The organism is Streptomyces sp. NBC_00009, from assembly GCF_045040855.1.
GTDB lineage: Bacteria > Actinomycetota > Actinomycetes > Streptomycetales > Streptomycetaceae > Streptomyces > Streptomyces aureus.
On sequence record NZ_CP108312.1, the window covers coordinates 3,561,785 to 3,587,459 of the forward strand.

Consider the following 25,675-nt stretch of genomic DNA (forward strand, 5'->3'; position numbering starts at 1 on the left):
CCGGCTCGGCTACTGCTTGACCGCCGGCGCTCCCGGTACCCCCTTGGGTGCCGGGGCGGGGCTGGTCGACATGAAGGATGCCCAGCCCTGCGCGGGGGCCTCTCCGACGCCCAGTGTGGTGAGCCGTTTCAGGGTCTGCGGGTCCTGGGCGTCCAGCCAGTCGGCGAGCTGGCGGAAGGAGACGCAGCGCACCTCGGGCTTGTTGCACACGGTGTGGACGGTCTCGTCGACGGCGCGCATGTAGTTGCCGCCGTTCCAGGACTCGAAGTGGTTGCCGATGACCAGCGGCGCGCGGTTGCCGTTGTAGGCGCGGTCGAAGCCCTGGACGAGGCTGTCGCGCATCTCGTCACCCCAGAACTCCTGCTTGTCGGGGTCGCCCTGGGTCGCGGTGCCCGACTGGTTGACCATGAAGTTGTAGTCCATGGTGAGCTGCTCGTCCTTGTGCCCGGGGAAGGGCACGAGCTGCATCGACAGATCCCACAGCCCGTCGTTCTTGTTGGGCCAGATCTGGTCGTTGACACCGCTGGTGTCGTAGCGGAAACCGAGGTCGTGGGCCGCTCGCCGGAAGTTCTTCTGACCCTCCAGGCACGGAGTGCGGGCGCCGATGAGCTCCTTGTCGTAGTCGAAGGGGAGCGGGGCGGCGTTCTTCATGCCCGTGTTCGTCTTCCAGGACTTCACGAAGGACCTGGCCTGGCCGATCTCGTCCTCCCAGTCGGCCACCGACCACTCGCCGACGCCGCCGCCCTTGCCGCAGAAGTGGCCGTTGAAGTGCGTGCCGATCTCGTTGCCCTCGAGCCAGGCGCCGCGGAGCTGGTCCACGGTGTCCTTGATTCCCTGCTCGTCATTGAAGCCGATGTCCGAGCTGCCCGGTGAGTGCTGCGGCGGCCGGTAGAGGCCGCGCTTCTCCTCCGGGAGCATGTACACGCCGCTGAGGAAGTACGTCATCGTCGCGTTGTTCCGCTTGGCGACCTTGCGGAAGTGCGAGAACAGCTTCTGGCCGTCCTCCCCCGCACCGTCCCAGGAGAACACCACGAACTGCGGCGGCTTCTGGCCGGCCTTCAGGCGCTCGGGCCTGGGCAGATGCGGCTGGCTTCCGGTGAACGCGGTCGAGCCGTCCCCGATCAGCCGCATCACGCTTCCCGGCGCGGGGGCGGGGGCGGGGGCCGCCTCCTTCGGGCCGGAAGCGCCCTTCTGGGGTCCGGTCGCCTGGTGGTCACCGGTCGCGCAACCGGACAGGGCCGCGGCACACGCCGCGACGGCGGTGAAGCTCGCGGCGAGCTTCTTGGTGGCGGCCATGTCCGCCCACCTTCTTCCTTGGTCTCTTCGGCTTGGATCTCACCGCGCCAGGACAGATGTAATGCGGTGAAATGCCGCATTTGCCGACGGCGCCGCCAACGTCACACGAGGCCCGAGGAAGAATTAATACGACAAGCCGAAGAAAGGCCCCATTCACCCATCAGGGTGAACAATTGCCCCATTTGACCCGAAAATACGTCCACAACCTTTACTCTGCATTACGATCCATTTACCGAACGTTGATTCATCCCGCCGCTGCACGCCGTGATCCACGGCCGCGACCCTGCCCCGCCACAGACGGGGCCCCTCGTTCCGCGACCGCGCTGCCCCGGAGGAGACGGGAAACATGTCAGCCTGCGTCCCCACACGCCCCGCCGATCCGACACGGACCGACGAAACCAGCCGCACCCATCCACCCCACAGCCCGCCGCCGAAGCCGCCCCGCCGCTTCCGCATCTCGGGCGCCGACCTGTCCGCGTCCGGGGCGGTCTTCCTGATCGCCCTGCCGCTGTCCCTCGGAATCGCCCTGGCCACCGGGGCCCCGCTCCAGGCGGGACTCGTCGCCGCCGCCGTCGGCGGACTCGTGGCCGGCCGCCTCGGCGGCTCACCCCTCCAGGTCAGCGGCCCCGCCGCCGGCCTCACCGTCGTCACCGCCGACCTCATCCACCGTTACGGCTGGCGGACGACCTGCGCGATCACCGTCATCGCCGGAATCGCCCAACTCGGCCTCGGCTGCCTCCGCGTGGCCCGCACCGCGCTCGCCGTGTCCCCCGCCGTCGTCCACGGCATGCTCGCCGGAATCGGCGTCACCATCGCGGTCGCACAGGTGCACATCGTGCTCGGCGGCACCCCCCAGAGCGCCGTTCTCGACAATCTCCGTGCGCTGCCCGCCGAGTTGACCCACGTGGACCCGGCCGCGCTGCTCCTGAGCATGCTGACGCTCGCGGTCCTGTTCGCCTGGCCCCGGATCCCCGGACGCGCCGGGCGGGCCCTGCGAAGAGTGCCCGCTGCGCTCGTCGCCGTCGCCTGTGCCACCGCGACCGCCGCGTTCGCCGGGATCACCGTGACCAAGGTCGACCTGCCGTCCTGGAGCAGCCACGCCCTGGCCGGCCTGCCCGAAGGGCCCGTAATGGGCCTCGTGGCGGCCGTCCTGACCGTGACGCTCGTATGCAGCGTGCAGTCACTGCTCGGCGCCGTCGCCGTGGACAAGCTCGCGTCCTCGAAGCCCGCCCTGCGGCCGGCGGCACGCCGCTCCGACCTCGACCGGGAACTGCTCGGTCAGGGAGCGGCCAACATCGTCTCCGGCACCCTCGGCGGACTCCCCGTCGCCGGGGTCGCCGTCCGCAGCGCCGCGAATGTGAACGCGGGCGGCGAGAGCAGGAACTCCACGATGCTGCACGGCGTTTGGGTAGTAGTGGCCGCGCTCCTGATGGTCCCGGTGCTTGAGCAGATCCCCCTCGCCTCACTCGCCGCCCTGGTGATGGCCGTCGGCATCCAGATGGTGTCCCTGCACCACATCCGTACGGTCACGCGCCACCGCGAGGTCCTCGTCTACGCCGTGACGACACTCGGCGTGGTCGTCCTCGGCGTACTCGAGGGCGTGGCCCTCGGCATCGCGGTCGCCGTCGGGGTCGCCCTGCACCGGCTCACCCGCACCCGGATCACCCACTCCGTGGACGAGACGGGCACCGCAGGCCAAGGCGGCACGCATCACGTACGGGTGCGCGGGCAGCTGACGTTCCTCGCCGTGCCCCGCCTCAGTCGCGTTCTGCACCAAGTGCCCCAAGGAGCCGGCTGCGTCGTGGAGTTGGACGGGTCCTTCATGGACCACGCCGCTTTCGAGTCCCTGCAGGACTGGCAGAAGTCGCATGTCGCGCAGGGCGGCAAGGTCGAGGTGACCGGGCGGGCGGGTACCCGTATCGCCGAGCCCGCGTCGACGTCGAACTCCTGCTGCCGGCCCTGGACAGCCTGGCGCAACCACCACTGCGACCGCCCGCAGACCGAGACCACCGAGCCCTCCGCGGGTGGTGGCGGGTATCAACTGGCCAGCGGAATCAGCGCGTTCCAGCGGAACACGGCGCCGCATGTGCGGGACGAACTGGCCCGGCTCGCCCGTGAGGGGCAGCGTCCCACCCAGCTGTTCCTGACCTGCGCCGACTCCCGGCTCGTGACGTCGATGATCACCTCCAGCGGCCCCGGCGACCTCTTCGTCGTCAGGAACGTGGGGAATCTGGTGCCGCTACCGGGCGCCGAGAGCGGTGACGACTCGGTCGCCGCGGCCATCGAGTACGCCGTCGACGTACTGAAGGTCCAGTCGATCACCGTGTGCGGGCACTCCGGCTGCGGCGCGATGCAGGCGCTGCTCAACAGTCCGCCCGAGGGCGGCGCGCAGACACCCCTGAAGCGGTGGCTGCGGCACGGCCTGCCGAGCCTCGCCCGCATGGCGGTCGCGAACCAGCCATGGGTGCGGCTCGCCGGGCGCGCCCCCGCCGACGCGGTCGAGCAGCTCTGCCTGACCAATGTCGTCCAGCAGTTGGAGCATCTGCGGGCCCACGAGTCGGTGGCCCGCCGCCTCCAGGAGGGCTCGCTCGAGCTCCACGGGATGTACTTCCACGTGGGCGAGGCGCAGGCCTATCTGCTCACCGAGCAGCCCGACGAGGTGTTCGACCAGGTGGAACCGGAGGGCGAACTGCGCCCGGCCTGAACCCGTCCGTGAGAGCGTGCGTGCCGGTGAGTGACGCCATCGGCACGCACGCGTAAAGCCCAACAGGTCTAAACCATTATTCGGACCCCCCTTGTCACCGAGGGGGGCCGTCTGATGAGCTGTGGCCTGGGACACAACGGTCGCGCCCCGGCAAAGCACCGTAAGGGAGATGTCGTGAGCAACGAAAGCCTGGCCAACCTTCTTAAGGAAGAGCGAAGGTTTGCGCCGCCGGCCGACCTGGCGGCCGCCGCCAACGTCACCGCGGAGGCGTACGAACAGGCCAAGGCTGACAGGCTCGGCTTCTGGGCCGAGCAGGCCCGTCGGCTGACCTGGGCCACCGACCCGACCGAGACCCTCGACTGGTCGAACCCGCCGTTCGCCAAGTGGTTCGCGGACGGGAAGCTGAACGTCGCGTACAACTGCGTGGACCGCCACGTCGAGGCCGGGAACGGCGACCGGGTCGCCATCCACTTCGAGGGTGAGCCGGGCGACAGCCGGGCCATCACCTACGCGGAGCTCAAGGACGAGGTCAGCCGCGCGGCCAACGCGCTGACCGAGCTGGGCGTGCGTAAGGGCGACCGCGTCGCCGTCTACCTGCCGATGATCCCCGAGGCCGTCGTCGCGATGCTGGCGTGCGCGCGCATCGGCGCCGCGCACTCGGTCGTCTTCGGCGGATTCTCGGCCGACGCCATCGCGGCCCGCATCCAGGACGCCGACGCCAAGGTCGTCATCACGGCCGACGGCGGCTACCGGCGCGGCAAGCCGTCCGCGCTCAAGCCCGCCGTCGACGACGCCGTCAGCCGCGTCGACGGGGTCGAAAAGGTCCTTGTCGTCCAGCGCACCAAGCAGGACGTCGCCTGGACCGAGGGCCGCGACGTGTGGTGGCACGAGATCACACAGAAGCAGTCGGCGGAGCACACGCCCGAGGCGTTCGACGCCGAGCAGCCGCTGTTCATCCTCTACACGTCCGGCACGACGGGTAAGCCCAAGGGCATCCTGCACACCTCCGGCGGCTACCTCACGCAGGCCTCGTACACCCACCACGCGGTGTTCGACCTCAAGCCGGAGACCGACGTCTACTGGTGCACGGCCGACATCGGCTGGGTCACCGGACACTCGTACATCACCTACGGCCCGCTCTCGAACGGTGCGACGCAGGTCATCTACGAGGGCACCCCGGACACTCCGCACCAGGGCCGCTTCTGGGAGATCGTGCAGAAGTACGGGGTGACGATCCTGTACACGGCGCCGACGGCGATCCGCACGTTCATGAAGTGGGGGGACGACATCCCCGCCAAGTTCGACCTGAGCAGTCTGCGGGTCCTCGGTTCGGTCGGTGAGCCGATCAACCCCGAGGCCTGGATGTGGTACCGGAAGAACATCGGTGCCGACAAGTGCCCCATCGTGGACACCTGGTGGCAGACCGAGACCGGCGCGATGATGATCTCGCCGCTGCCCGGTGTCACCGAGACCAAGCCGGGCTCCGCCCAGCGCGCCCTGCCCGGCATCTCGGCGACGGTCGTGGACGACGAGGCGCGGGAAGTCCCCGACGGGGGCGGCGGTTACCTCGTCCTGACCGAGCCGTGGCCGTCGATGCTGCGCACCATCTGGGGCGACGACCAGCGGTTCATCGACACGTACTGGGCCCGCTTCGAGGGCAAGTACTTCGCCGGTGACGGTGCCAAGAAGGACGACGACGGCGACATCTGGCTGCTCGGCCGGGTGGATGACGTGATGCTGGTCTCCGGCCACAACATCTCGACCACCGAGGTCGAGTCGGCGCTCGTCTCGCACCCCTCGGTCGCCGAGGCGGCGGTCGTGGGCGCGGCCGACGAGACGACGGGCCAGGCCATCGTGGCCTTCGTGATCCTGCGCGGCACGGCGTCCGCCGACGACGAGGGTCTCGTCGCCGACCTGCGCAACCACGTGGGCGCGACACTCGGCCCGATCGCCAAGCCGAAGCGGGTCCTGCCCGTGGCCGAGCTGCCCAAGACCCGCTCCGGGAAGATCATGCGGCGCCTGCTGCGTGACGTCGCGGAGAACAGGGAGCTGGGAGACGTCACGACCCTGACGGACTCGTCCGTCATGGACCTCATCCAGACCAAGCTCCCGGCCGCGTCGAGCGAGGACTGACCGCACCGCACACCACGAAATGGGCACCCGGCGCCGAACGCGCCGGGTGCCCGTTTCGTGCGTAAGGTGACGATCACCAGGTACGGCCCGCGTACACCCGGTAGGGTGAATACCTCAAATGGTGTGCCGGGAAGTCTGGTCGGCAACGCCGTCGGCGACCCCTCGTCGGCGCGTTCGCGAAAGCCGAACCCGACCGGAGGTCTTCACCCGTGGCCGCGCCCGCCCCCAGCAAGAACAGCCTTAAGGCACTCGGCCGCCTCTCCCTTCCCGAGCGTACGTTCGTGGCGGACGCCCTGCGTGCCGAGACCGTCGGCGGAGTCCTGCTCCTCGTCGCCGCGATCGCCGCCCTGATCTGGGCCAACACCCCGCTCAGCCACAGTTACGAGTCCGTGAGCGACTTCCACATCGGACCGGCGGCACTCGGCCTCAACCTGTCCCTCGAGCACTGGGCCGCCGACGGACTGCTCGCCGTGTTCTTCTTCGTCGCCGGTATCGAGCTCAAGCGGGAACTCGTCGCGGGCGACCTGCGCGACCCCAAGGCGGCCATGCTGCCCGTCGCCGCCGCGCTCTGCGGCATGGCGGTCCCCGCGCTCGTCTACTTCCTCGTCAACGTCACGGGCGGCGGCTCGCTCGACGGCTGGGCCGTGCCGACCGCCACCGACATCGCCTTCGCGCTCGCCGTCCTCGCCGTCATCGGCACCTCGCTGCCGTCCTCGCTGCGCGCGTTCCTGCTCACGCTCGCCGTCGTCGACGACCTCTTCGCGATCCTGATCATCGCCGTCTTCTTCACCAGCGACATCAACTTCGCGGCGCTCGCGGGCGCCGTCGTCGGCCTCGGCGTCTTCTGGCTGCTCCTGCGGAAGGGCGTACGCGGCTGGTACATCTACGTGCCGATCGCCCTCGTCATCTGGGGCCTGATGTACAACAGCGGCATCCACGCCACCATCGCCGGTGTCGCCATGGGGCTCATGCTGCGCTGCACCCGGCGGGACGGCGAGGAGCACTCGCCCGGCGAGCACATCGAGCACCTGGTGCGCCCGTTCTCGGCGGGGCTCGCCGTGCCGCTGTTCGCCCTGTTCAGCGCGGGTGTGGCGGTGTCGGGCGGCGCCCTGACCGACGTATTCACCAAGCCCGAGACCCTCGGTGTGGTGCTCGGGCTCGTCGTCGGCAAGGCGGTCGGCATCTTCGGCGGGACCTGGCTCACGGCCCGCTTCACCAGAGCCTCGCTCTCCGACGAACTGGCCTGGCCCGACGTGTTCGCGGTCGCGTCCCTCGCCGGCATCGGCTTCACCGTCTCGCTCCTCATCGGCGAACTCGCCTTCACCGAGAACCCCCTGCTGACCGACGAGATCAAGGCCGCCGTCCTGATGGGCTCCCTCATCGCGGCGGTCCTGTCGAGCGTCCTGCTCAAGATCCGTAACGCCAAGTACCGCGCGATGTGCGCCGAAGAGGAGCGCGACGAAGACCTCGACGGCATCCCCGACATCTACGAGGAGGACAAGCCGGAGTACCACTTGCGGATGGCGGAGATCTACGAGAAGAAGGCCGCCGAACACCGCAGGCTTGCCGAAGTGACGGGCGGGGCAAGCGACGGGAGCAGTCGTCCGGCATGATCTGACAGCGGGTCCGCTCACGAGCGCGGGCCCGCGGCAGACGCCACGCCCGATACACAGCCCGCTTCACAAGCCCGCGAAGAGACGAGGGAGTACGCGATGAGCGCACCCGACGGCACACCGGTCGGCGCCGAGCGCAGCATCGGCCAGCTGGTCGCCACGGCCACGACCGAGATGTCCGCGCTGGTGCACGACGAGATCGCCCTGGCGAAGGCCCAGCTCAAGCAGGACGTGAAGCGCGGCGCGATCAGCGGCGGTGCCCTGGCGGCGGCCGGCGTGATCCTGCTCTTCTCGCTGCCGATGCTGAGCTTCGCGCTCGCGTACGGGATCAACGCATGGACCGGCGGGCACAACGGCGAGGGCGGCTGGAACCTCGCGTGGTGCTTCCTGCTCTCGTTCGCGGCGAACGTGCTGGTGTTCCTGCTGCTCGTCCTGATCGGCCTCGTCTTCTTCAAGAAGGCCAAAAAGGGCAAGGGCCCGCAGAAGGTCGCCGCCTCGGTCAAGGAGACGGCAGGCGTACTGGGGAACGCCAAACCGCACCCCCGTCAGGTGGCCCCGGCGAACCGAGTCGGTGACACGGTCGAGGCTGTGGCACGCTCGTCTTCATGACGGACCCCGCCACCCCTTCGGCCCAGCCCGCCTCGGTCGTACGCATCGGCGTCCCGGGCGGCGGCGAGCTGACCCACCGGGACGTCGCCGCCAACGGCGCGCGCTTCCACATCGCCGAGATGGGCGACGGGCCACTGGTCCTGCTCCTGCACGGCTTCCCCCAGTTCTGGTGGACATGGCGGCACCAGATGGTGGCGCTCGCCGACGCCGGGTTCCGGGCCGTGGCCATGGACCTGCGCGGCGTCGGCGGCAGCGACCGGACCCCCCGCGGCTACGACCCGGCGAACCTCGCCCTCGACATCACGGGCGTCGTACGGTCCCTCGGCGAGCCCGACGCGGCACTCGTGGGGCACGACCTGGGCGGCTATCTCGCGTGGACCGCGGCCGTCATGCGGCCCAAGCTGGTGCGCCGGCTCGTGGTCTCCTCGATGCCGCACCCCCGGCGCTGGCGCTCGGCGATGCTGTCCGACGTCAAGCAGACCGCCGCGGGCTCGTACGTCTGGGGCTTCCAGCGGCCGTGGGTGCCGGAGCGTCAGCTCGTCGCGGACGACGGCGCCTTGGTCGGTCGGCTGATCCGGGACTGGTCCGGGCCGCGCCTCCCCGACGACGAGGTCGTGGACGTGTACCGGCGCGCCATGTGCATCCCGTCCACGGCGCACTGCTCGGTCGAGCCGTACCGCTGGATGGTGCGGTCGATGGCCCGCCCGGACGGCATCCAGTTCAACCGGCGCATGAAGCGTCCGGTGCGGGTGCCGACGCTGCATCTGCACGGCTCGCTCGACCCCGTGATGCGTACGCGCAGCGCGGCGGGCTCCGGCGAGTACGTCGAAGCGCCGTACCGCTGGAGGCTGTTCGACGGTCTGGGTCACTTCCCGCACGAGGAGGACCCGGTCGCGTTCTCCAACGAACTGGTCAGCTGGCTGAAGGACCCGGAACCGGACCGCTAGGCGCGCCCCCGCCGCCGCCCCCGGCTGGGGGTCCGGGGGCCATCCCCCGGGAAGACACAGCCCGCACGAGGAGGACCCGGTCGCGTTCTCCAACGAACTGGTCAGCTGGCTGAAGGACCCCGAGCCCGACCGGTGACGGCCGCGCGGCCGCCCTCGCACGATCGGGTGACGCGTTCGAGCCATGTCCGGGAACAACTGTCCTTCGAACTGCCAATTGCCTGGCGCATAGGCCAATTGGGGGGCGTGCGCGCGATTACCGACCTTGGGGCACGGGCACACGTCGGGGTATGGGCTGGACGCACGACTACAGTGACGCAGCACGCAACCGCCGCTCAGCCACGGTGCTGAGCCGTCACCCGGGGGGTGGCCCGCAGGAACCGGGCCATGACCAAACCCCTCCGGGGATCAACATTCCCCGCATCCTGCGCCGCCGGGCCCGCTGGGTCTCGGCCCGGCTGCGGCACACGCGCGACTGACGCGTCACCGGCCGGGCCTGCGCCGCCTCCTGAACCTCACAGGGCGCAGCTGTCGCTGTCCACCTGCTGGTTGGCCGTGCGGCCGCGGGCGATGTCCGGGCTGATCTCGTCGCGGGTGAGCGCGTACCCGGTCTGAGCGCTGTCGAGTGACTTCGCGAAGACCACGCCGTACACCTTGCCTTCGGGCGTGAGCAGCGGGCCGCCGGAGTTGCCCTGGCGGACGGTCGCGTAGAGCGAGTACACATCGCGTCGCACGGTGCCGCGGTGGTAGATGTCCGGGCCGTTGGCCGTGATGCGGCCGCGCACGCGCGCGGGGCGGACGTCGTACGCGCCGTTCTCCGGGAAGCCGGCGACGATCGCGCTGTCGCCGCGCTCGGCGTCCGTGGACGTGAACTGGAGCGGGGGCGCCTTCAGCGTCGGCACGTCGAGTACGGCGATGTCGCGCTTCCAGTCGTAGAGGACGACCTTCGCCGCGTACATCCGGCCCTCGCCGCCGATCTGCACGTTCGGCTCGTCCACGCCGCCGACCACGTGCGCGTTCGTCATGACGCGGCGGTCGGCGAAGACGAAGCCGGAGCCTTCGAGGACCTTGCCGCAACTGGGGGCCTGGCCGGTCACCTTGACGATGGAGCGCTTGGCCGTCGTCACGACCGAACTGTTCGCCAGCTTCGGGTCGGGGGGCTGGACCTCGGTGATCGGCTCGTTCGAGAACGGGCTGAAGACCTGCGGGAAGCCGTTCTGCGCGAGCGCCGAGGAGAAGTCCGCGAACCAGGTGTTGGCCTGCGCGGGCAGGGCTCTGGACACGCCGAGCAGGACCTTGGAGTTGCGCACTTCCTTGCCGAGCGTGGGCAGCGTCGTGCCGGCCAGGGCCGAGCCGATGAGCCAGGCGACCAGGAGCATCGCCACCACGTTCACCACGGCGCCGCCCGTGGCGTCCAGGGCTCGGGCCGGGGACCAGGTGATGTAGCGGCGCAGCTTGTTCCCCAGGTGCGTGGTGAACGCCTGTCCCACGGAGGCACAGACGATGACCACAATGACGGCGACCACGGCCGCCGTCGTACTCACCTTGGCCCCGTCCGTCACCGCGCTCCAGATGGCGGGCAGGACGTAGACCGCGACGAGGCCGCCTCCCAGGAAGCCGATCACCGACAGGATGCCGACGACGAAGCCCTGGCGGTAGCCCACGATCGCGAACCACACGGCGGCTACGAGCAGCAGGATGTCCAGCACATTCACGTGGGCCACCCTGTCATGAGCGCCAGTCGAGTGGGACCTGCTTACTGCGGTCCCAGGGGCGCTCCCATCCCGAGTAGTGCAGGATCCGGTCGATCACTCCGGCCGTAAAGCCCCAGACCAGAGCCGATTCGACGAGGAACGCCGGGCCCTGGTGGCCTCTCGGGTGGACCGCCGTCGCACGGTGGCGCGGATCCGTGAGATCCGCCACGGGCACCGTGAAGACGCGGGCCGTCTCCGCCGGGTCGACCGCCTGCACCGGCGTCGGTGTGCGCCACCAGCCGAGGACCGGCGTCACCACGAAGCTGCTCACCGGGATGTACAGCTTCGGCAGGACGCCGAAGAGCTGGACGCCGCGCGGATCGAGCCCGGTCTCCTCCTCCGCCTCGCGCAGGGCGGCGCGCAGCGGCCCGTCCGTACGCGGATCGCCGTCCTCCGGGTCGAGGGCGCCGCCCGGGAAGGACGGCTGGCCCGCGTGCGAGCGCAGCGATGTGGCCCGCTCCATGAGCAGCAGCTCCGGGCCGCGCTCGCCCTCGCCGAAGAGGATCAGGACGGCGGACTGCCGCCCGGCGCCGCTCTCTGGCGGCAGGAAGCGGCTCATCTGGAGCGGCTCGACCGAGTCCGCGGCCTTCACGACCGGGTCGAGCCAATCGGGCAGCCCCTCCCGGCTCAGCCGCACCGGCTCGTCCTTCGTGACGCGCTCCTCGTGCGCCTCACTGTGTGCATGTGTCATAGGCACCCCCGTCCAACTGAACACAACGCCTGCGTCCCCGCCGTTCGTTCCGCGATGCGTCACTCCCCCGTGGCGGGCGGCGCGGTGGCGCCGAGCGGGGGCGCCGGGATACCGCCGGCGTCCAGGTATGACTGCGGGGGCTTCAGGCGCTGGCCGGGGAAGCCGCCCTTCTCGTACTTCAGGAGCTTCTTCGCCTTCTCCGGGTCGGTCTCGCCCTCCCCGTACGCCGGGCAGAGCGGGGCGATCGGGCAGGCGCCGCAGGCGGGCTTGCGGGCGTGGCAGATCCGGCGGCCGTGGAAGATCACGCGGTGCGAGAGCATCGTCCAGTCGCTCTTCGGGAAGAGCTCGCCGACGGCCTTCTCGACCTTGTCCGGATCGGTCTCCTCCGTCCACTTCCAGCGCCGCACGAGCCGCCCGAAGTGCGTGTCCACGGTGATCCCGGGCCGCCCGAAGGCGTTGCCCATCACGACGAAGGCGGTCTTGCGGCCGACGCCGGGCAGCTTGACGAGGTCTTCGAGACGCCCCGGGACCTCGCCCCCGAACTCGTCCCGCAGGGCCGCCGCGAGCCCCATGATCGACTTCGTCTTGGCGCGGAAGAACCCGGTGGGCCGGATCAACTCCTCGACGTCCTCGGGATTCGCGGCCGCGAGGTCCTCCGGGGTCGGGTACTTGGCGAAGAGAGCGGGCGTCGTCTGATTGACCCGCAGGTCGGTGGTCTGGGCGGACAGCACCGTGGCGACGAGCAGCTGAAAGGGGTTCTCGAAGTCCAGCTCGGGGTGGGCGTACGGATACACCTCGGCGAGCTCACGGTTGATGCGCCGGGCACGCCGGACGAGGGCGGTACGGGACTCGGGCTTGGCGGCGGCCTTCGTCACGGACTTGGCCGACTTCGCGGCAGCGGCCTTCTTCACCGGCTTGGCCGGCTTCGCGGCAGCGGCCTTCGTCACGGGCTTGGCTGCGACGGCTTTCTTCACGGGCTTGGCTGCGACGGCCTTCTTCACCGGCTTCGCGGCGCCGGACTTCTTCGCGGCAGCACGCTTCCCTCCGGAACCTGCGGCACCACTGGAACCCGCAGCACCCCCGGCACCACCAGCACCCTTCCCCTCGGAAGCCGCACCATCGCCGGCACCCCGAGTCCCTTTTGCCCCTTTTGCCGCTTTCTCGGGCGCGGCCGAGGCCTGTTCGCCCACAGCGGAATTACGTCCTGCGGTCACCGTCCCAGCCCCCTTGGCCTGTGCTCTCACCGGCGTTTTGGACACTCGGCCAGCCTAAAGGCAGCCGCTGACATCCGCCGTGGACCCCGCAGATCAGTCCTCGATTGGCCCCCTCCCCCACAGCTTGCGACGCCGGTGCGGCAGACTTGTGCCTGAGTGACTGATCACACCGTTTGGACCGTCCGGCAAAATGGGGAGCGGGAACACGGTCCCCGGATGCAGGTCGACATAGGAGAGAAACTCGTGGACGACGTTCTGCGGCGCGCCCCGCTTTTCGCGGCGCTCGATGATGAGCAGGCCGCGGAGCTCCGCGCCTCCATGAGTGAGGTGACCCTCGCACGCGGCGACGCCCTCTTCCACGAGGGCGACCCCGGAGACCGCCTGTACGTGGTCACCGAGGGCAAGGTGAAGCTCCACCGCACCTCCCCCGACGGCCGCGAGAACATGCTCGCGGTGCTCGGCCCCGGCGAGCTGATCGGCGAGCTCTCGCTGTTCGACCCGGGCCCGCGCACGGCGACCGCCTCCGCGCTCACCGAGGTCAAGCTCCTCGGCCTCGGCCACGGCGACCTCCTGCCCTGGCTGAACGCGCGCCCCGAGGTGGCCTCCGCCCTGCTGCGCGCCGTCGCCCGGCGCCTGCGCAAGACCAACGACCAGATGTCCGACCTGGTCTTCTCGGACGTGCCGGGCCGCGTGGCCCGCGCGCTCCTGGACCTCTCCCGCCGCTTCGGCGTGCAGTCGGAGGAGGGCATCCACGTCGTGCACGACCTGACGCAGGAGGAGCTGGCCCAGCTGGTCGGCGCCTCCCGCGAGACGGTGAACAAGGCGCTCGCGGACTTCGCGGGCCGCGGCTGGCTCCGCCTGGAGGCCCGCGCCGTGATCCTGCTCGACGTGGAGCGCCTCGCGAAGCGCTCGCGCTGACACCTTCGTACACCGGGTCCCGTCTCCCTCCGGGGAGGCGGGATCACCCGTTCACCGCCGCGGAAAATACCGGGACCGCACCCGCCCGACCCGGCACAGTGGACCCATGGCGACCATCACCCGCGGCCTCGACGACCGCGGATTCATCGAGCGCGAAGGCTCCCTGAGCCGGATCCAGCCGGACTTCCGCCCCGTGGTGTCCGCGGCGCGCGACAGTCTGCTCGCCGCCTTCGGGCCGCGGATGACGAGCGCGTATCTCTACGGCTCCGTGCCGCGCGGCACGGCCCGCCCCGGCCGCAGCGACCTCGACCTCCTCCTCGCACTGCGCGACGAGCCGACGGACGAGAACAGGGCGGAAGCCAAAGCCCTGGCCGACGTCCTGGACAAGGACTTCGCCCAGATCGACGGCGTAGGCCTGATCATCCTCAGCCGAACCCAGGTCCTCAGCGACCTCGAACGGCACGACCTCGGCTGGTTCGTGGCCTGCCTCTGCACGCCGCTCCTGGGCGAGGACCTGGCCGAGTACCTGCCGCGCTACCGCCCCGACTCCCTCCTGGCCCGGGAGACCAACGGAGACCTGCGCCTGTTCCTGACGCGCTGGCGCGAACGCATCGCGCGAGGCGACGACCCGCGCACCCTGGACCGCCAGATCTCCCGTCACCTCGTCCGCACCGGCTTCACGCTCGTCATGCCCCGCTGGAACGGCTGGACCAGTGATCTGACGCAGATGGCCGAGGTGTTCGGCACGTACTACCCGCAGTGGGCGGACGCGATGCGACAGGCGGCGCAGGCGGCGTACGAACCGATGGGCGCACCGCACACCCTCAGGGCGTACACCGAAGACCTGGGCCCGTGGCTGGCGGCAGAATACGAAGCCGTGCACGGAGTGAAGGCCCCCCGCCCATGACCCGGGAAGCAGGACACCGATGAGCTCAGCGTCGACGGACTCCCTGGCCGAGCGGTTCGAGGAGTCACGGGGTCACCTGCGCGCCGTGGCCTACCGGATGCTCGGTTCGCTCAGCGAGGCGGAGGACGCCGTACAGGAGACGTGGCTGCGGCTCCAGCGGTCCGACATATCGGCCGTCGAGAACCTGGGCGGCTGGCTCACCACCGTCACCGGCCGGATCTGCCTGGACCTGCTGCGCTCGCGCAAGGCGAGGGGCGAAGAGCCCCTGGAGACGCACGTACCCGACCCCTTGGTCACGAGCCTGGACACCCCGGATCCCGAACAACAGGCGCTCCAGGCCGACTCGGTGGGCCTGGCGCTGCTCGTGGTCCTCGACTCGCTGGCGCCGGTGGAGCGGCTGGCGTTCGTGCTGCACGACCTGTTCGCGGTGCCGTTCGACGACATCGCGCCGATCGTGGAGCGCACGCCGGCGGCGACCCGGCAGCTGGCGAGCCGCGCGCGCCGCCGCGTCCAGGGAGCGCCGCCGCCGGAGACGGATCCCGTACGGCAGCGCGAGATCGTGGAGGCGTTCCTCTCGGCGGCCCGCGAAGGCGACTTCGAACGCCTGGTCGCGGTCCTGGACCCGGACGTACTGCTACGGGCGGACGCCGGCGCGACGGGGCTCTCGCGCCTGGTCCGAGGCGCTCACACGGTGGCGTCCGGGGCGATCACGTTCCAGCGCATGGCACCGCACGTACGCGTCGTACTGGTGAACGGCGCGATCGGCCTGCTCGCCCTGCCGGAGGGCCGCCCGGCATCGCTGATGTCGTTCACGATCACAGGCGCCAAAATCACAGAACTGAACATCCTCTCGGACGAGGACCGCCTGAAAACCCTGACCCGGGCGGCCCTCTAGATCAGCCCATGCTCCTTCAAGTAGTCGAGCTGAGCCAGAACCGACAACTCGGCGGCTGGCCACAGAGACCGGTCCACAGCCGCGTACACATGGGCGACGATCTCTGACGCCGAGACATAACCGCTCTCGACGGCGGTCTCGACCTGGGCGAGCCGGTTGGCGCGGTGGGCGAGGTAGAACTCGACGGCGCCCTGGGCGTCTTCGAGTACGGGCCCGTGCCCTGGCAGCACGGTGTCGACCCCGTCGTCGACGGTGAGGGACCGCAGCCGCCGCAGCGAGTCGAGATAGTCCCCGAGCCGCCCGTCGGGATGAGCGACGACGGTGGTCCCGCGCCCGAGCACGGTGTCACCGGTCAGCACGGCCCGATCGGCAGGCAGATGGAAACAGAGCGAATCAGCGGTATGCCCAGGAGCTGCCACAACACGCAACTCAAGCCCGCCGACAGTCACCACGTCCCCACCCGCCATCCCCTCGTCCCCAAGCCGCAGATCAGGATCGAGAGCCCGCACGTCGGTCCGGGTCAGCTCGGCGAACCGGCCGGCACCCTCCGCGTGATCGGGATGCCCATGAGTGAGAAGCGTCAGGGCAACGCGCTTGCCGGCAGCCTCGGCGACCGCGACGACATGCTCCAGATGCACGTCGTCGAGCGGCCCGGGATCGATCACAACGGCAAGCTCGGAATCAGGCTCGGAAACAATCCACGTATTGGTCCCGTCCAGGGTCATCGCGGAGGCGTTCGGAGCCAGCACGTTGACCGCGCGCGCGGTGGCGGGCCCCGACAGCACCCCGCCGCGGGGCTGTCCGGGAAGGGCTGCGGCTTCGGTCATGCGGAGGCTCCCCCGGACGCGGTCGGAATGTGCTTGGTGAACTCATCATGACCGGGCCAGGACAGAACAATCTCCCCACCCTCCAGCCGGGCCTGAGCGAGCACAGGGGAGAGGTCCTGCGCCGCGGCCCCCGCAAGGGCCCCCTCGGCGCTGTCGAAACCGGCCAGCGCCCGCAGCGTCGCGATCGTGGGCGGCATCATCATGAGCTCGCCCTTGTCGTACCCCTCGGCAGCCTGCTCGGGCCGGATCCACACGGTCCGATCAGCTTCGGTGGAGGCGTTACGGGTGCGCTGCCCCTCAGGCAGGGCGGCGACGAAGAACCAGGTGTCGTACCGCCGGGGCTCGAACTCGGGCGTGATCCACCGCGCCCAGGCCCCCAGCAGATCGGACCGCAGAACCAGCCCGCGCCGCCCGAGAAACTCCCCGAACGACAACTCCCGCTGGACGAGCGCCTCCCGGTCGGCCTCCCACGACTCCCCGGTCGTATCCCCCACCACGGACGCCGCATCGGGCCCGGCGAGCAGCACGCCCGCCTCCTCGTACGTCTCCCGCACGGCGGCACACACGATCGCCTGCGCCGACTTCTCGTCCACGCCGAGCCGCGCCGCCCACGCCGCACGCGAGGGCCCGCCCCACCGCACGACCGACTCGTCGTCACGGGGATCCACACCCCCGCCCGGATACGCGTACGCGCCCCCGGCGAAAGCCATGGAGGCGCGTCGACGCAACATATGCACTTCGGGACCGGCGACCGCGTCCCGCAGAAGCATGACGGTCGCGGCCCGCCGCGGCACGGCGGCCGCCAGCTCACCCGCCGCGAGCGCACGAATCCGCTCGGGCCACTCCGGGGGATACCACTGCCCATTCGCCATGGCCGGAGGCTATCCGCTACCAAGCGGATGTTCGAGAGCCACAGACGATCAAGTACGACAGAGCCCCGAAGAACCCCCACCGCCCGGCAGCCGCACACGAGACAGCCGAACCGGCAGATCACCCACCGCCCGGCAGCCGCGCACGAGAGAGCCGAACCGGAAACAAGACCACCCGCCGACCGGCAGCCGCGTACGAAACGAGAGGGGCCGTGGCGGGATGTGCGCGCGGAGCCACCAGCACCATATGCGGGTAACTGGGCCGGCAACGAGGCCCCGTAGAACAGCGAGCACGTACATCCCGGCGCGGCCCCGCCCCTACTGGACGGAGCGCACCAGAACAGCCCCGGACCGGCCCCAGGACCTCAACCGACCCCGACCTCAACCGACCTCGGCCGAACCACGAACCCGACCCCGAACCCCGACCCTCACCGGAGCGAATCACTCAAGCCGAAACGAGCTCGACCTGAACCTCGACCTCAACAGGCGCGTCCAGCGGCAGAACGGCCACACCCACGGCGGACCGAGCGTGCACACCCTTCTCGCCGAGAACCTCGGCGAAGAGCTCACTGGCCCCGTTCACCACACCCGGTTGCCCGGTGAAGTCGGGCGCGGAGGCGACAAACCCGACGACCTTCACAACACGGGCGACCCGATCGAGATCGCCGGCAACGGACTTCACCGCGGCGAGCGCGTTCAGCGCACACGTACGGGCCAGCTCCTTGGCCTGCTCGGCGGTGACCTCGGCCCCCACCTTCCCGGTGAGCGGAAGCTTCCCGTCCACCATCGGCAGCTGACCGGCCGTGTACACGTACACACCGGACTGCACGGCCGGCTGGTAAGAGGCGAGCGGCGGCACGACCTCGGGCAGAGTCAGCCCGAGCTCGGCGAGGCGCGCGTCGACGACCCCGCTCATGCCTTCTCCCGCTTCAGGTAGGCCACGAGCTGCTCGGGGTTGTTCGGCCCGGGCACGACCTGGACGAGCTCCCAGCCGTCCTCGCCCCAGGTGTCCAGAATCTGCTTGGTCGCGTGCACGAGAAGGGGCACGGTCGCGTATTCCCACTTGGTCATACGGCCGACTGTAGCCGCTGGACCGGCGATGACCGACAGCCTCCTGCGTAGCCCGCGCGCGGACTGGTTAGGCTCGAAGACGTGAGCAGGCTCCAGGTCGTCAGCGGCAAGGGCGGTACCGGAAAGACCACGGTCGCCGCCGCACTGGCGCTCGCCCTCGCGACCGAGGGCAAGCGCACTCTCCTGGTGGAGGTGGAAGGACGCCAGGGCATCGCACAGCTCTTCGAGACGGAAGCGCTGCCGTACGAGGAACGGAAGATCGCGGTAGCCCCGGGGGGCGGCGAGGTGTTCGCACTCGCCATCGACCCAGAGCTGGCGCTGCTGGACTACCTCCAGATGTTCTACAAGCTGGGCGGCGCGGGCAGGGCGCTCAAAAAGCTGGGCGCGATCGACTTCGCGACAACGGTGGCGCCGGGCCTGAGGGACGTACTCCTGACGGGCAAGGCCTGCGAGGCGGTGCGCCGCAAGACGAAACAGAACAAATACACCTACGACTACGTGGTGATGGACGCCCCGCCGACGGGCCGCATCACGCGGTTCCTGAACGTGAACGACGAGGTCGCGGGCCTGGCCAAGATCGGCCCGATACACAACCAGGCGCAGGCGGTCATGCGGGTCCTCAAGTCGTCGGAGACGGCAGTGCACTTGGTGACGCTGCTGGAGGAGATGCCGGTCCAGGAGACGTCGGACGGCATCGCGGAGCTGCAGGCCGCGAGCCTCCCCGTGGGCCGGCTCATCGTGAACATGGTGCGCCCGGCAGTCCTCGACGAGGCCGAACTGGCGCTGGCGCAGGGCGGCGTGCCCCGGACGGCCATCGCCAAGTCCCTGTCCGCGGCGGGCCTGGGCGGCGCCCGCAGAGGCGGCAACGCCGAACGCCTGGTGACCCCGCTCCTCGACCAGGCGGCGGAGTACGCGGAACGGCACGAGCTGGAACACAGCCAGCGCGCGGTGCTGGCCGATTCGGGCCTGCCCCTGCACGAACTGCCGCTGCTGACCGAGGGGATGGACCTGGCGGGCCTGTACCGGCTGGCCACGGAACTGCGGAAGCAAGGGATCTAGAGACACATGACGTCGTCCCTGAGCCTGAACGCGACAGACACCCACGTACTCGACGTGGACCCACTCATCGACGACCCCAGGACGCGCATCGTGGTGTGCTGCGGCTCCGGCGGCGTCGGCAAGACGACGACGGCGGCGGCGCTCGGCCTGCGCGCCGCGGAGCGCGGCCGCAAGGTCGTCGTGCTGACGATCGACCCGGCCCGCAGGCTGGCCCAGTCGATGGGCATCGACTCGCTGGACAACACACCGCGCCGCGTGAAGGGCATCGCCACCATCGAAGGAGCAGAGGGCGGCGAACTGCACGCGATGATGCTCGACATGAAGCGGACGTTCGACGAGATCGTCGAGGCGCACGCGGACGGCCAGCGGGCCGAGGCGATTCTGGGCAACCCCTTCTACCAGTCGCTCTCGGCGGGCTTCGCGGGCACGCAGGAGTACATGGCGATGGAGAAGCTGGGCCAGCTGCGGGCCCAGGACGAGTGGGACCTGATCGTCGTCGACACGCCTCCGTCCCGCTCGGCGCTCGACTTCCTGGACGCGCCGAAACGTCTCGGCTCGTTCCTGGACGGCAAGCTGATCCGGGTCCTGATGGCGCCGGCGAAGGTCGGCGGCCGGGCCGGCATGAAGTTCCTGAACGTCGGGATGTCGATGATGACGGGCGCACTGGGGAAGCTGCTGGGTGGCCAACTCCTGCGCGACGTCCAGACGTTCGTGGCGGCGATGGACACGATGTTCGGCGGCTTCCGCACGCGCGCCGACGCGACGTACAAGCTGCTCCAAGCCCCCGGTACGGCGTTCCTGGTGGTGGCGGCGCCGGAGCGGGACGCGCTGCGCGAGGCGGCGTACTTCGTGGAGCGCCTCGCCGCGGAGGACATGCCGCTGGCCGGGCTCGTGCTGAACCGGGTGCACGGCAGCGGTGCCGCGCAGCTGTCGGCCGAGCGTGCGCTGGCCGCCGCAGAAAATCTTGACGAGCGCGGCATTGTGGATCAGGGGGGCGGGAATGTAGAGCTGCGTACCTCTCCCGAAGCAGGCTCCCCCGCCCCAGCAAGGGACACGCCCGACGGGCACGCCCAGACGCTGGACAAAACCCCACATAGCGCACCCGCAACGACACCCGCGCCCAACTCGCCGGCCACAAGCACGCCCGCCGACGCGACCACTGACGACGCACCCGCAGACCACGCAACCACGGATCGCACGGCCACAGACCAACTCACGGCAGGTCTACTGCGATTGCACGCGGAACGCATGCAACTGCTGGCACGCGAACAACGCACACGCGACCGCTTCGCGGCGCTCCACCCGGAGGTGGCGGTCACCGAAGTCGGCGCCCTGCCCGGCGATGTGCACGACCTGGCAGGCCTCAGGACCATCGGGGACCGGCTCGCGGCCGGTGCAAACCCGGCCGGAGCTGCGTGAGCCGTACGGGCGTCTCCCGAGGCGCGGGCCACCACACGGCTCGCACCCCTCGGGCGCCCTTGAGGGAGCTCAGCCCTCTCACCCCACGGCGGCGTACCTCTCGTACGTCTCGTCGTCATCGATGTCCACAGGCAGCAGGCCCGCACCGCGCTCGTACTCCGTACGAGCCGTCTCGAGCAGCCGGCGCCACGAGGTGACGGTGGGACGCCTGCGCAGAAGTGCGCGGCGTTCCCGCTCAGTCATGCCACCCCACACGCCGAACTCGACGCGGTTGTCCAGCGCGTCGGCCAGGCACTCGGTCCGCACCGGACATCCGGTGCACACCGCCTTCGCCCGGTTCTGCGCTGCTCCTTGAACGAACAGTTCATCTGGATCGGTAGTGCGGCAGGCCGCCTGCGCACTCCAGTCGGTTACCCAGCCCATACCGGCGCCGTCCTCTCCCGAATCGAGGCTCCCCCACGGCGGCAGCGGCATATTCACCGCCGCCAGTTGAGGACGTTACGGAAGGTGGGCACAGCGCAACACCCCCTTCGGGCCCAATCTTGAATGGCCCGAACGGACTATGCGTAAGCGGCAGATCACCCGACGGAGTGAGCCGAGGGCATGCGCGACAAACCCGGCAAACCGGGGGGTTTCAGTTGAGTCACAGCGGACACCGGGTGACACTCAAGGCGGTTTCGGACACGCCCACACCGGCCACGGAATGACCGCGGCGGAGTGGTGAGATGACTACCGGAACGATTCGGGTTCGCCGGACGTCTTGATACGTGACCGCACTGCTGTGACAGTTGAGTGCAGCTTAGGCCAAGGCATATACGCCTGTCCGGAGAATCAGAACGTAGGCTGCCCTCATGGGAAAGAAGCGCTCGGGCGGTGGACTGTCACCGACTCAGCAGGCCGCCAAGTTCCTTGGTGTCAGTGTCCTGGCGGGAGCCGTCCTCGCCGGAATCGCGCTGCCCGCAGTGGGTGCGCTCGGCCTCGCGGCGAAGGGCTCGGTCGAGGGATTCGACGAGATCCCGGCCAACCTCAAGCAGCCGCCGCTCAGTCAGCGCACCACGATCCTGGACAACAAGGGCGGCGCGATCGCGACGGTCTACTCGCGCGACCGCACAGTGGTGCCCCTCAAGGACATCTCGCCGTACATGCAGAAGGCGCTCGTCGCGATCGAGGACTCGCGGTTCTACGAGCACGGCGCCGTCGACATGAAGGGCATCCTGCGCGCGATCAACGAGAACGCGCAGAGCGGCGGTGTCGCGCAGGGCGCGTCCACGCTCACCCAGCAGTACGTGAAGAACGTCTTCATGGAGGAGGCCGGCGACGACCCGACGAAGCTCGCCCAGGCCACCCAGCAGACGATCGGCCGCAAGATCCGCGAACTGAAGTACGCGATCCAGCTCGAGGACAAGCTCGGCAAGAAGCGCATCCTCGCCAACTACCTGAACATCACGTACTTCGGTGAGCAGGCGTACGGCGTCGAGGCGGCCTCGCAGCGGTACTTCTCCAAGTCGGCGAAGGACCTGACGATGGAGGAGTCGGCGATGCTGGCCGGCATCGTCCAGTCCCCGAGCCGCTACGACCCCGTCAACGACGAGGCGGAGGCCACCAAGCGACGGAACGTCGTGCTCCAGCGGATGGCCGAGACGCACGACATCTCCCAGGCCGAGGCGGACCGCGCCAAGGAGAAGCCGCTCGGCCTGAAGATCAGCAGGCCGCAGAACGGCTGCATCACGGCGGTCAAGGGCGCGGGCTTCTTCTGCGACTACGTGCGCGAGGTGTTCCTCACCGACCCCGTCTTCGGCAAGACGAAGGAAGCGCGGGCGAAGCTCTGGAACCGCGGCGGTCTGAGGGTGCAGACCACCCTCGACCCGCAGACGCAGGAATCGGTGCAGGCGTCGATAAAGAATCACGTCTACCAGACGGACAAGGTCGCGTCGGCGGCCACGTTCGTCGAGCCGGGCACCGGCAAGATCCTCGGCATGGGCCAGTCGAAGCCGTACGGCTTCGGCAAGAACGAGACGCAGATCAACTACTCGGTCGACCGCAAGATGAGCGGGTCGAACTACGGCTTCCCGACGGGTTCCACGTTCAAGCCGTTCCTCGCCGCGGCCGCCCTGGAGCAGGGCACCCCGGTGACCAAGTCGTATCCGGCGCCGTACCAGATGCCGTATCCGAAGTCGGTCCAGACGTGCAGCGGCAAGCCGTGGGTGAACAACGGCGGCTTCACCGTGGAGAACGAGAACGAGTCCGAGGTCGGTCCGTACGCGCTGAAGGAGGCGATGGCCAAGTCCATCAACACCTACTTCGTGCAGATGATCGGCGACACCGGGATGTGCCCGGTGATGGACATGGCCGACAAGCTGGGTGTCGTCCAGGGCAACGGCGACAAGCTCCCCGAGGTCCCGGCCATCGTCCTCGGCTCCAAGGGCATCTCGCCGCTGACCATGGCGAGCGCGTACGCCGCCTTCGCCAACCGCGGCACGTACTGCACGCCGGTCGCCATCGAGTCGATCACGGCCCCCGGCGACAAGTCGCTGCCGGTGCCGAAGTCGTCGTGCTCGCGCGCGATGACCACGAAGACCGCCGACAGCATCAACACCCTGCTGAGCGGCGTGATCGACTCCGGTACGGGCAGGGAGGCCGGTCTGACCGACCGGGCCAACGCGGGCAAGACCGGTACGACCGACAGCCGTAAGAACGCCTGGTTCGTGGGGTACACGCCGAACCTGTCCGGCGCGGTCTGGGTCGGCAGCGCCCTGCAGAACGTCGAGATGGAGAACATCACCATCGGCGGCCAGTACCAGCCGAAGGTCTTCGGCGGCCAGGTCCCCGGACCGATCTGGAAGGACGCCATGGTCGGCGCCCTCTCCGGCAAGCCGTCCCCCGGCTTCAACCTGATCGACATCCCCGACCCCGAGAAGGACAAGAGGGACAAGGGCCGGGACGGGGACCCGGACGAGGACCCGGACCAGGGCGACGGAAGCCCGGGCAGCAAGGGCAAGAGCCCCTGGCCGGGCATCTCCCTCCCGCCGGACATCCTCGGCGGCGGCAACGGGCACGGGGGCGGACGCCGCTGAGTCCTCCGCTGAGGCGAGTGCCGCTCGGACGGTGACGGTACGCCGATGGGGCGCCCCCTTTGCTGGGGGCGCCCCATCGGCGTATGTGTGGTGAGGGGTGAGCGCGGCGACGCCCCGCAGGGCCGGCCCGCTCAGCCGGCGAGCAGCTGCTTCACGACGGCGGCCACACGGCCGCCCTCCGCGAGGCCCGCGACCTTCGGGTTCACGATCTTCATGACCTGGCCCATGGCGCGCGGCCCCTCGGCGCCGGCCGCCTTCGCCTCCCCGACCGCCTGGGCGACGATCTGGTGCAGCTCGTCGTCGGAGAGCTGCTTGGGCAGGTACTCGGCGAGCACCTCACCCTCCGCCTTCTCCCGCTCGGCCTGCTCGGTGCGGCCGCCCTGCGCGAACGCCTCGGCGGCCTCGCGGCGCTTCTTCGCCTCGCGGGTGATCACCTTCTGCACCTCGTCGTCGGAGAGCTCGCGCGCCGTCTTGCCCGCGACCTCCTCCTTCGTGATGGCGGAGAGGGTGAGCCGGAGCGTCGAGGAGCGCAGCTCGTTACGCCCCCGGATCGCGGCGGTGAGGTCTTCCTGCAGCTTCGACTTGAGCGTGGTCATGCCGCGATTGTCGCAGGTACGCAATGCCCTACGCCCCTTGATTTCCGGGACCTGCCGGGTCTGACACGATGGGCGTATGCGCGCGCGATACGGGATTCCCCTGAAAGTGACAGCAGGCATCACGGCGGCGGGCGCCGCCGGACTGATCTACGCGGCGGGGTTCGAAGCCCGTTCGTTCCGCCTCCGACGGGTCACGGTCCCGGTGCTTCCCGCGGGGATGCGCCCGCTGCGCGTCCTCCAGGTGTCCGACATCCACATGGTCGGCGGCCAGCGCAAGAAGCAGCGCTGGCTGCGCTCCCTGGCCGGTCTGCGCCCCGACTTCGTGATCAACACGGGCGACAACCTGTCCGACCCGGAGGGCGTGCCGGAGGTCCTGGACGCGCTGGGCCCGCTGATGGACTTCCCGGGGGCGTACGTCTTCGGCTCGAACGACTACTACGGCCCCAAGCTCAAAAACCCGGCCCGCTATCTCTTCGAGAAGGCCCGCGGCGCCCACGGCCTCAACGGCAACGCCCCCGCGGTCGGCGTCGTCCACAACCCGTGGGAAGACCTGCGCGACGGCTTCGACGGGGCGGGCTGGCTGAACCTCACCAATACGCGGGGCGCCCTCAAGATCGAGGGCCTGGAGATCGGGTTCACGGGCCTGGACGACCCGCACATCAAGCGCGACCGGTACGCGCACGTGGCGGGCGGCCCGGACTCGGGCGCCGACTTCTCGATGGGCATCGTGCACGCGCCGTACCTGCGGGCCCTGGACGCGTTCACCGCGGACGGCTACCCGCTGGTACTGGCGGGGCACACCCACGGCGGCCAGCTCTGCATCCCCTTCTACGGGGCGCTGGTCACCAACTGCGACCTGGACACGGACCGTGTGAAGGGCCTGTCGACCCACGAGGCCGAAGGCCACCGCTCCTACCTGCACGTCTCAGCCGGCTGCGGCGCCAACCGGTACACCCCGGTCCGCTTCGCCTGCCCTCCGGAGGCGACCCTCCTGACCCTGACCCCCAGGCCCTGAGAAAACCGGATTTCGTCTACGGCCGCCGGTCCGCTAAAGTAATCGATGTCGCCACGACCTGCGGAAC

At 69.8% G+C, this 25,675-nt stretch carries 23 protein-coding genes; 13 read left to right on the plus strand and 10 right to left on the minus strand.

What is annotated here, in order from left to right; translation table 11 throughout:
- Nucleotides 1-9: 9 nt before the first annotated feature.
- On the minus strand, nt 10-1,296 hold the full coding sequence (locus OHA58_RS15955; RefSeq protein ID WP_405479343.1) for a hypothetical protein: 1,287 nt from the start codon (nt 1,294-1,296) through the stop codon (nt 10-12).
- Nucleotides 1,297-1,642: 346 nt separating this feature from the next.
- Here OHA58_RS15955 and OHA58_RS15960 point away from each other — a divergent pair, with 346 nt between their 5' ends.
- The 6 genes from OHA58_RS15960 to OHA58_RS15985 all read left to right on the plus strand — a co-directional run bounded on the left by OHA58_RS15960 (nt 1,643) and on the right by OHA58_RS15985 (nt 9,778).
- On the plus strand, nt 1,643-4,000 hold the full coding sequence (locus tag OHA58_RS15960) for a bifunctional SulP family inorganic anion transporter/carbonic anhydrase (RefSeq protein ID WP_405479344.1): 2,358 nt from the start codon (nt 1,643-1,645) through the stop codon (nt 3,998-4,000).
- 114 nt (nt 4,001-4,114) lie between these two features.
- Nucleotides 4,115-6,133: an acetate--CoA ligase gene (acs, locus tag OHA58_RS15965; RefSeq protein ID WP_405479345.1), complete on the plus strand. Its 2,019-nt coding sequence runs from the start codon at nt 4,115-4,117 to the stop codon at nt 6,131-6,133.
- A gap of 209 nt (nt 6,134-6,342) precedes the next feature.
- Nucleotides 6,343-7,746, plus strand: coding sequence for a Na+/H+ antiporter NhaA (gene nhaA / locus OHA58_RS15970; RefSeq protein WP_405479347.1), 1,404 nt, complete (start codon nt 6,343-6,345; stop codon nt 7,744-7,746).
- A gap of 99 nt (nt 7,747-7,845) precedes the next feature.
- Nucleotides 7,846-8,355 (plus strand): phage holin family protein, encoded by a 510-nt coding sequence (locus OHA58_RS15975; protein WP_405479348.1) that lies wholly within the window; start codon nt 7,846-7,848, stop codon nt 8,353-8,355.
- Complete coding sequence (locus OHA58_RS15980) at nt 8,352-9,302, plus strand: alpha/beta fold hydrolase (protein ID WP_116511637.1); 951 nt, start codon at nt 8,352-8,354, stop codon at nt 9,300-9,302. The genes OHA58_RS15975 and OHA58_RS15980 overlap by 4 nt, the downstream gene beginning before the upstream one ends.
- 287 nt (nt 9,303-9,589) lie before the next feature.
- The gene (locus tag OHA58_RS15985; protein WP_100596324.1) at nt 9,590-9,778 is read left to right on the plus strand and encodes a hypothetical protein; all 189 of its coding nucleotides are present in this window, start codon (nt 9,590-9,592) and stop codon (nt 9,776-9,778) included.
- A 36-nt stretch (nt 9,779-9,814) separates the two neighbouring features.
- On the opposite strand, the gene OHA58_RS15990 is transcribed toward OHA58_RS15985, so the two are convergent.
- From OHA58_RS15990 to nth, 3 genes are read right to left on the minus strand one after another with little or no spacing between them, the layout of a single operon-like run.
- Entirely contained in the window at nt 9,815-11,014 is a 1,200-nt protein-coding gene (locus OHA58_RS15990) for a MarP family serine protease (RefSeq protein WP_405479349.1), read from the minus strand.
- 13 nt (nt 11,015-11,027) lie between these two features.
- The gene (locus OHA58_RS15995; RefSeq protein ID WP_405479351.1) at nt 11,028-11,744 is read right to left on the minus strand and encodes an NUDIX hydrolase; all 717 of its coding nucleotides are present in this window, start codon (nt 11,742-11,744) and stop codon (nt 11,028-11,030) included.
- 59 nt (nt 11,745-11,803) lie between these two features.
- Nucleotides 11,804-12,718, minus strand: coding sequence for an endonuclease III (nth, locus tag OHA58_RS16000; RefSeq protein ID WP_405484998.1), 915 nt, complete (start codon nt 12,716-12,718; stop codon nt 11,804-11,806).
- Nucleotides 12,719-13,201: 483 nt separating this feature from the next.
- On the opposite strand from nth, the gene OHA58_RS16005 reads away from it, so the two are divergent.
- The 3 genes from OHA58_RS16005 (at nt 13,202) to OHA58_RS16015 (ending at nt 15,678) form a co-directional block, all read left to right on the plus strand.
- Nucleotides 13,202-13,876 carry a Crp/Fnr family transcriptional regulator gene (locus OHA58_RS16005; RefSeq protein WP_100596519.1) on the plus strand — a complete coding sequence of 225 codons (675 nt, stop codon included), beginning with the start codon at nt 13,202-13,204 and terminating at the stop codon, nt 13,874-13,876.
- 106 nt (nt 13,877-13,982) lie between these two features.
- Nucleotides 13,983-14,783, plus strand: a complete 801-nt coding sequence (locus OHA58_RS16010) for a nucleotidyltransferase domain-containing protein (RefSeq protein ID WP_405479352.1) — start codon at nt 13,983-13,985, stop codon at nt 14,781-14,783.
- 19 nt (nt 14,784-14,802) lie between these two features.
- The gene (locus OHA58_RS16015) at nt 14,803-15,678 is read left to right on the plus strand and encodes a sigma-70 family RNA polymerase sigma factor (protein WP_405479353.1); all 876 of its coding nucleotides are present in this window, start codon (nt 14,803-14,805) and stop codon (nt 15,676-15,678) included.
- Here OHA58_RS16015 and OHA58_RS16020 read toward each other — a convergent pair.
- The 4 genes from OHA58_RS16020 to OHA58_RS16035 form a co-directional block, all read right to left on the minus strand.
- The gene (locus tag OHA58_RS16020) at nt 15,675-16,505 is read right to left on the minus strand and encodes an MBL fold metallo-hydrolase (protein WP_405479354.1); all 831 of its coding nucleotides are present in this window, start codon (nt 16,503-16,505) and stop codon (nt 15,675-15,677) included. The two genes, OHA58_RS16015 and OHA58_RS16020, sit on opposite strands and share 4 nt — an antisense overlap.
- A complete protein-coding gene (locus OHA58_RS16025) occupies nt 16,502-17,377 on the minus strand; it encodes an NUDIX hydrolase (RefSeq protein WP_405479355.1) in 876 nt (291 codons plus the stop codon). The genes OHA58_RS16020 and OHA58_RS16025 overlap by 4 nt, the downstream gene beginning before the upstream one ends.
- Before the next feature lie 442 nt (nt 17,378-17,819).
- A complete protein-coding gene (locus OHA58_RS16030; RefSeq protein ID WP_266561831.1) occupies nt 17,820-18,290 on the minus strand; it encodes a RidA family protein in 471 nt (156 codons plus the stop codon).
- Complete coding sequence (locus OHA58_RS16035; RefSeq protein WP_003967454.1) at nt 18,287-18,445, minus strand: DUF4177 domain-containing protein; 159 nt, start codon at nt 18,443-18,445, stop codon at nt 18,287-18,289. Before OHA58_RS16035 ends, OHA58_RS16030 begins: the two co-directional genes overlap by 4 nt.
- A gap of 81 nt (nt 18,446-18,526) precedes the next feature.
- Here OHA58_RS16035 and OHA58_RS16040 point away from each other — a divergent pair, with 81 nt between their 5' ends.
- Complete coding sequence (locus OHA58_RS16040) at nt 18,527-19,504, plus strand: ArsA family ATPase (protein WP_405479357.1); 978 nt, start codon at nt 18,527-18,529, stop codon at nt 19,502-19,504.
- Between the two features lie 6 nt (nt 19,505-19,510).
- A complete protein-coding gene (locus OHA58_RS16045) occupies nt 19,511-20,923 on the plus strand; it encodes an ArsA-related P-loop ATPase (RefSeq protein ID WP_405479359.1) in 1,413 nt (470 codons plus the stop codon).
- A gap of 78 nt (nt 20,924-21,001) precedes the next feature.
- On the opposite strand, the gene OHA58_RS16050 is transcribed toward OHA58_RS16045, so the two are convergent.
- The gene (locus OHA58_RS16050; protein ID WP_206302096.1) at nt 21,002-21,346 is read right to left on the minus strand and encodes a WhiB family transcriptional regulator; all 345 of its coding nucleotides are present in this window, start codon (nt 21,344-21,346) and stop codon (nt 21,002-21,004) included.
- Between the two features lie 428 nt (nt 21,347-21,774).
- Between OHA58_RS16050 and OHA58_RS16055 the strand changes: the two genes are divergently transcribed.
- On the plus strand, nt 21,775-23,997 hold the full coding sequence (locus OHA58_RS16055) for a transglycosylase domain-containing protein (protein WP_405479361.1): 2,223 nt from the start codon (nt 21,775-21,777) through the stop codon (nt 23,995-23,997).
- A 131-nt stretch (nt 23,998-24,128) separates the two neighbouring features.
- Here OHA58_RS16055 and OHA58_RS16060 read toward each other — a convergent pair whose 3' ends face one another.
- Nucleotides 24,129-24,593, minus strand: a complete 465-nt coding sequence (locus OHA58_RS16060) for a GatB/YqeY domain-containing protein (protein ID WP_405479363.1) — start codon at nt 24,591-24,593, stop codon at nt 24,129-24,131.
- Nucleotides 24,594-24,669: 76 nt separating this feature from the next.
- Here OHA58_RS16060 and OHA58_RS16065 point away from each other — a divergent pair, with 76 nt between their 5' ends.
- Nucleotides 24,670-25,608, plus strand: coding sequence for a metallophosphoesterase (locus tag OHA58_RS16065; RefSeq protein WP_405479365.1), 939 nt, complete (start codon nt 24,670-24,672; stop codon nt 25,606-25,608).
- Nucleotides 25,609-25,675 lie beyond the last annotated feature (67 nt).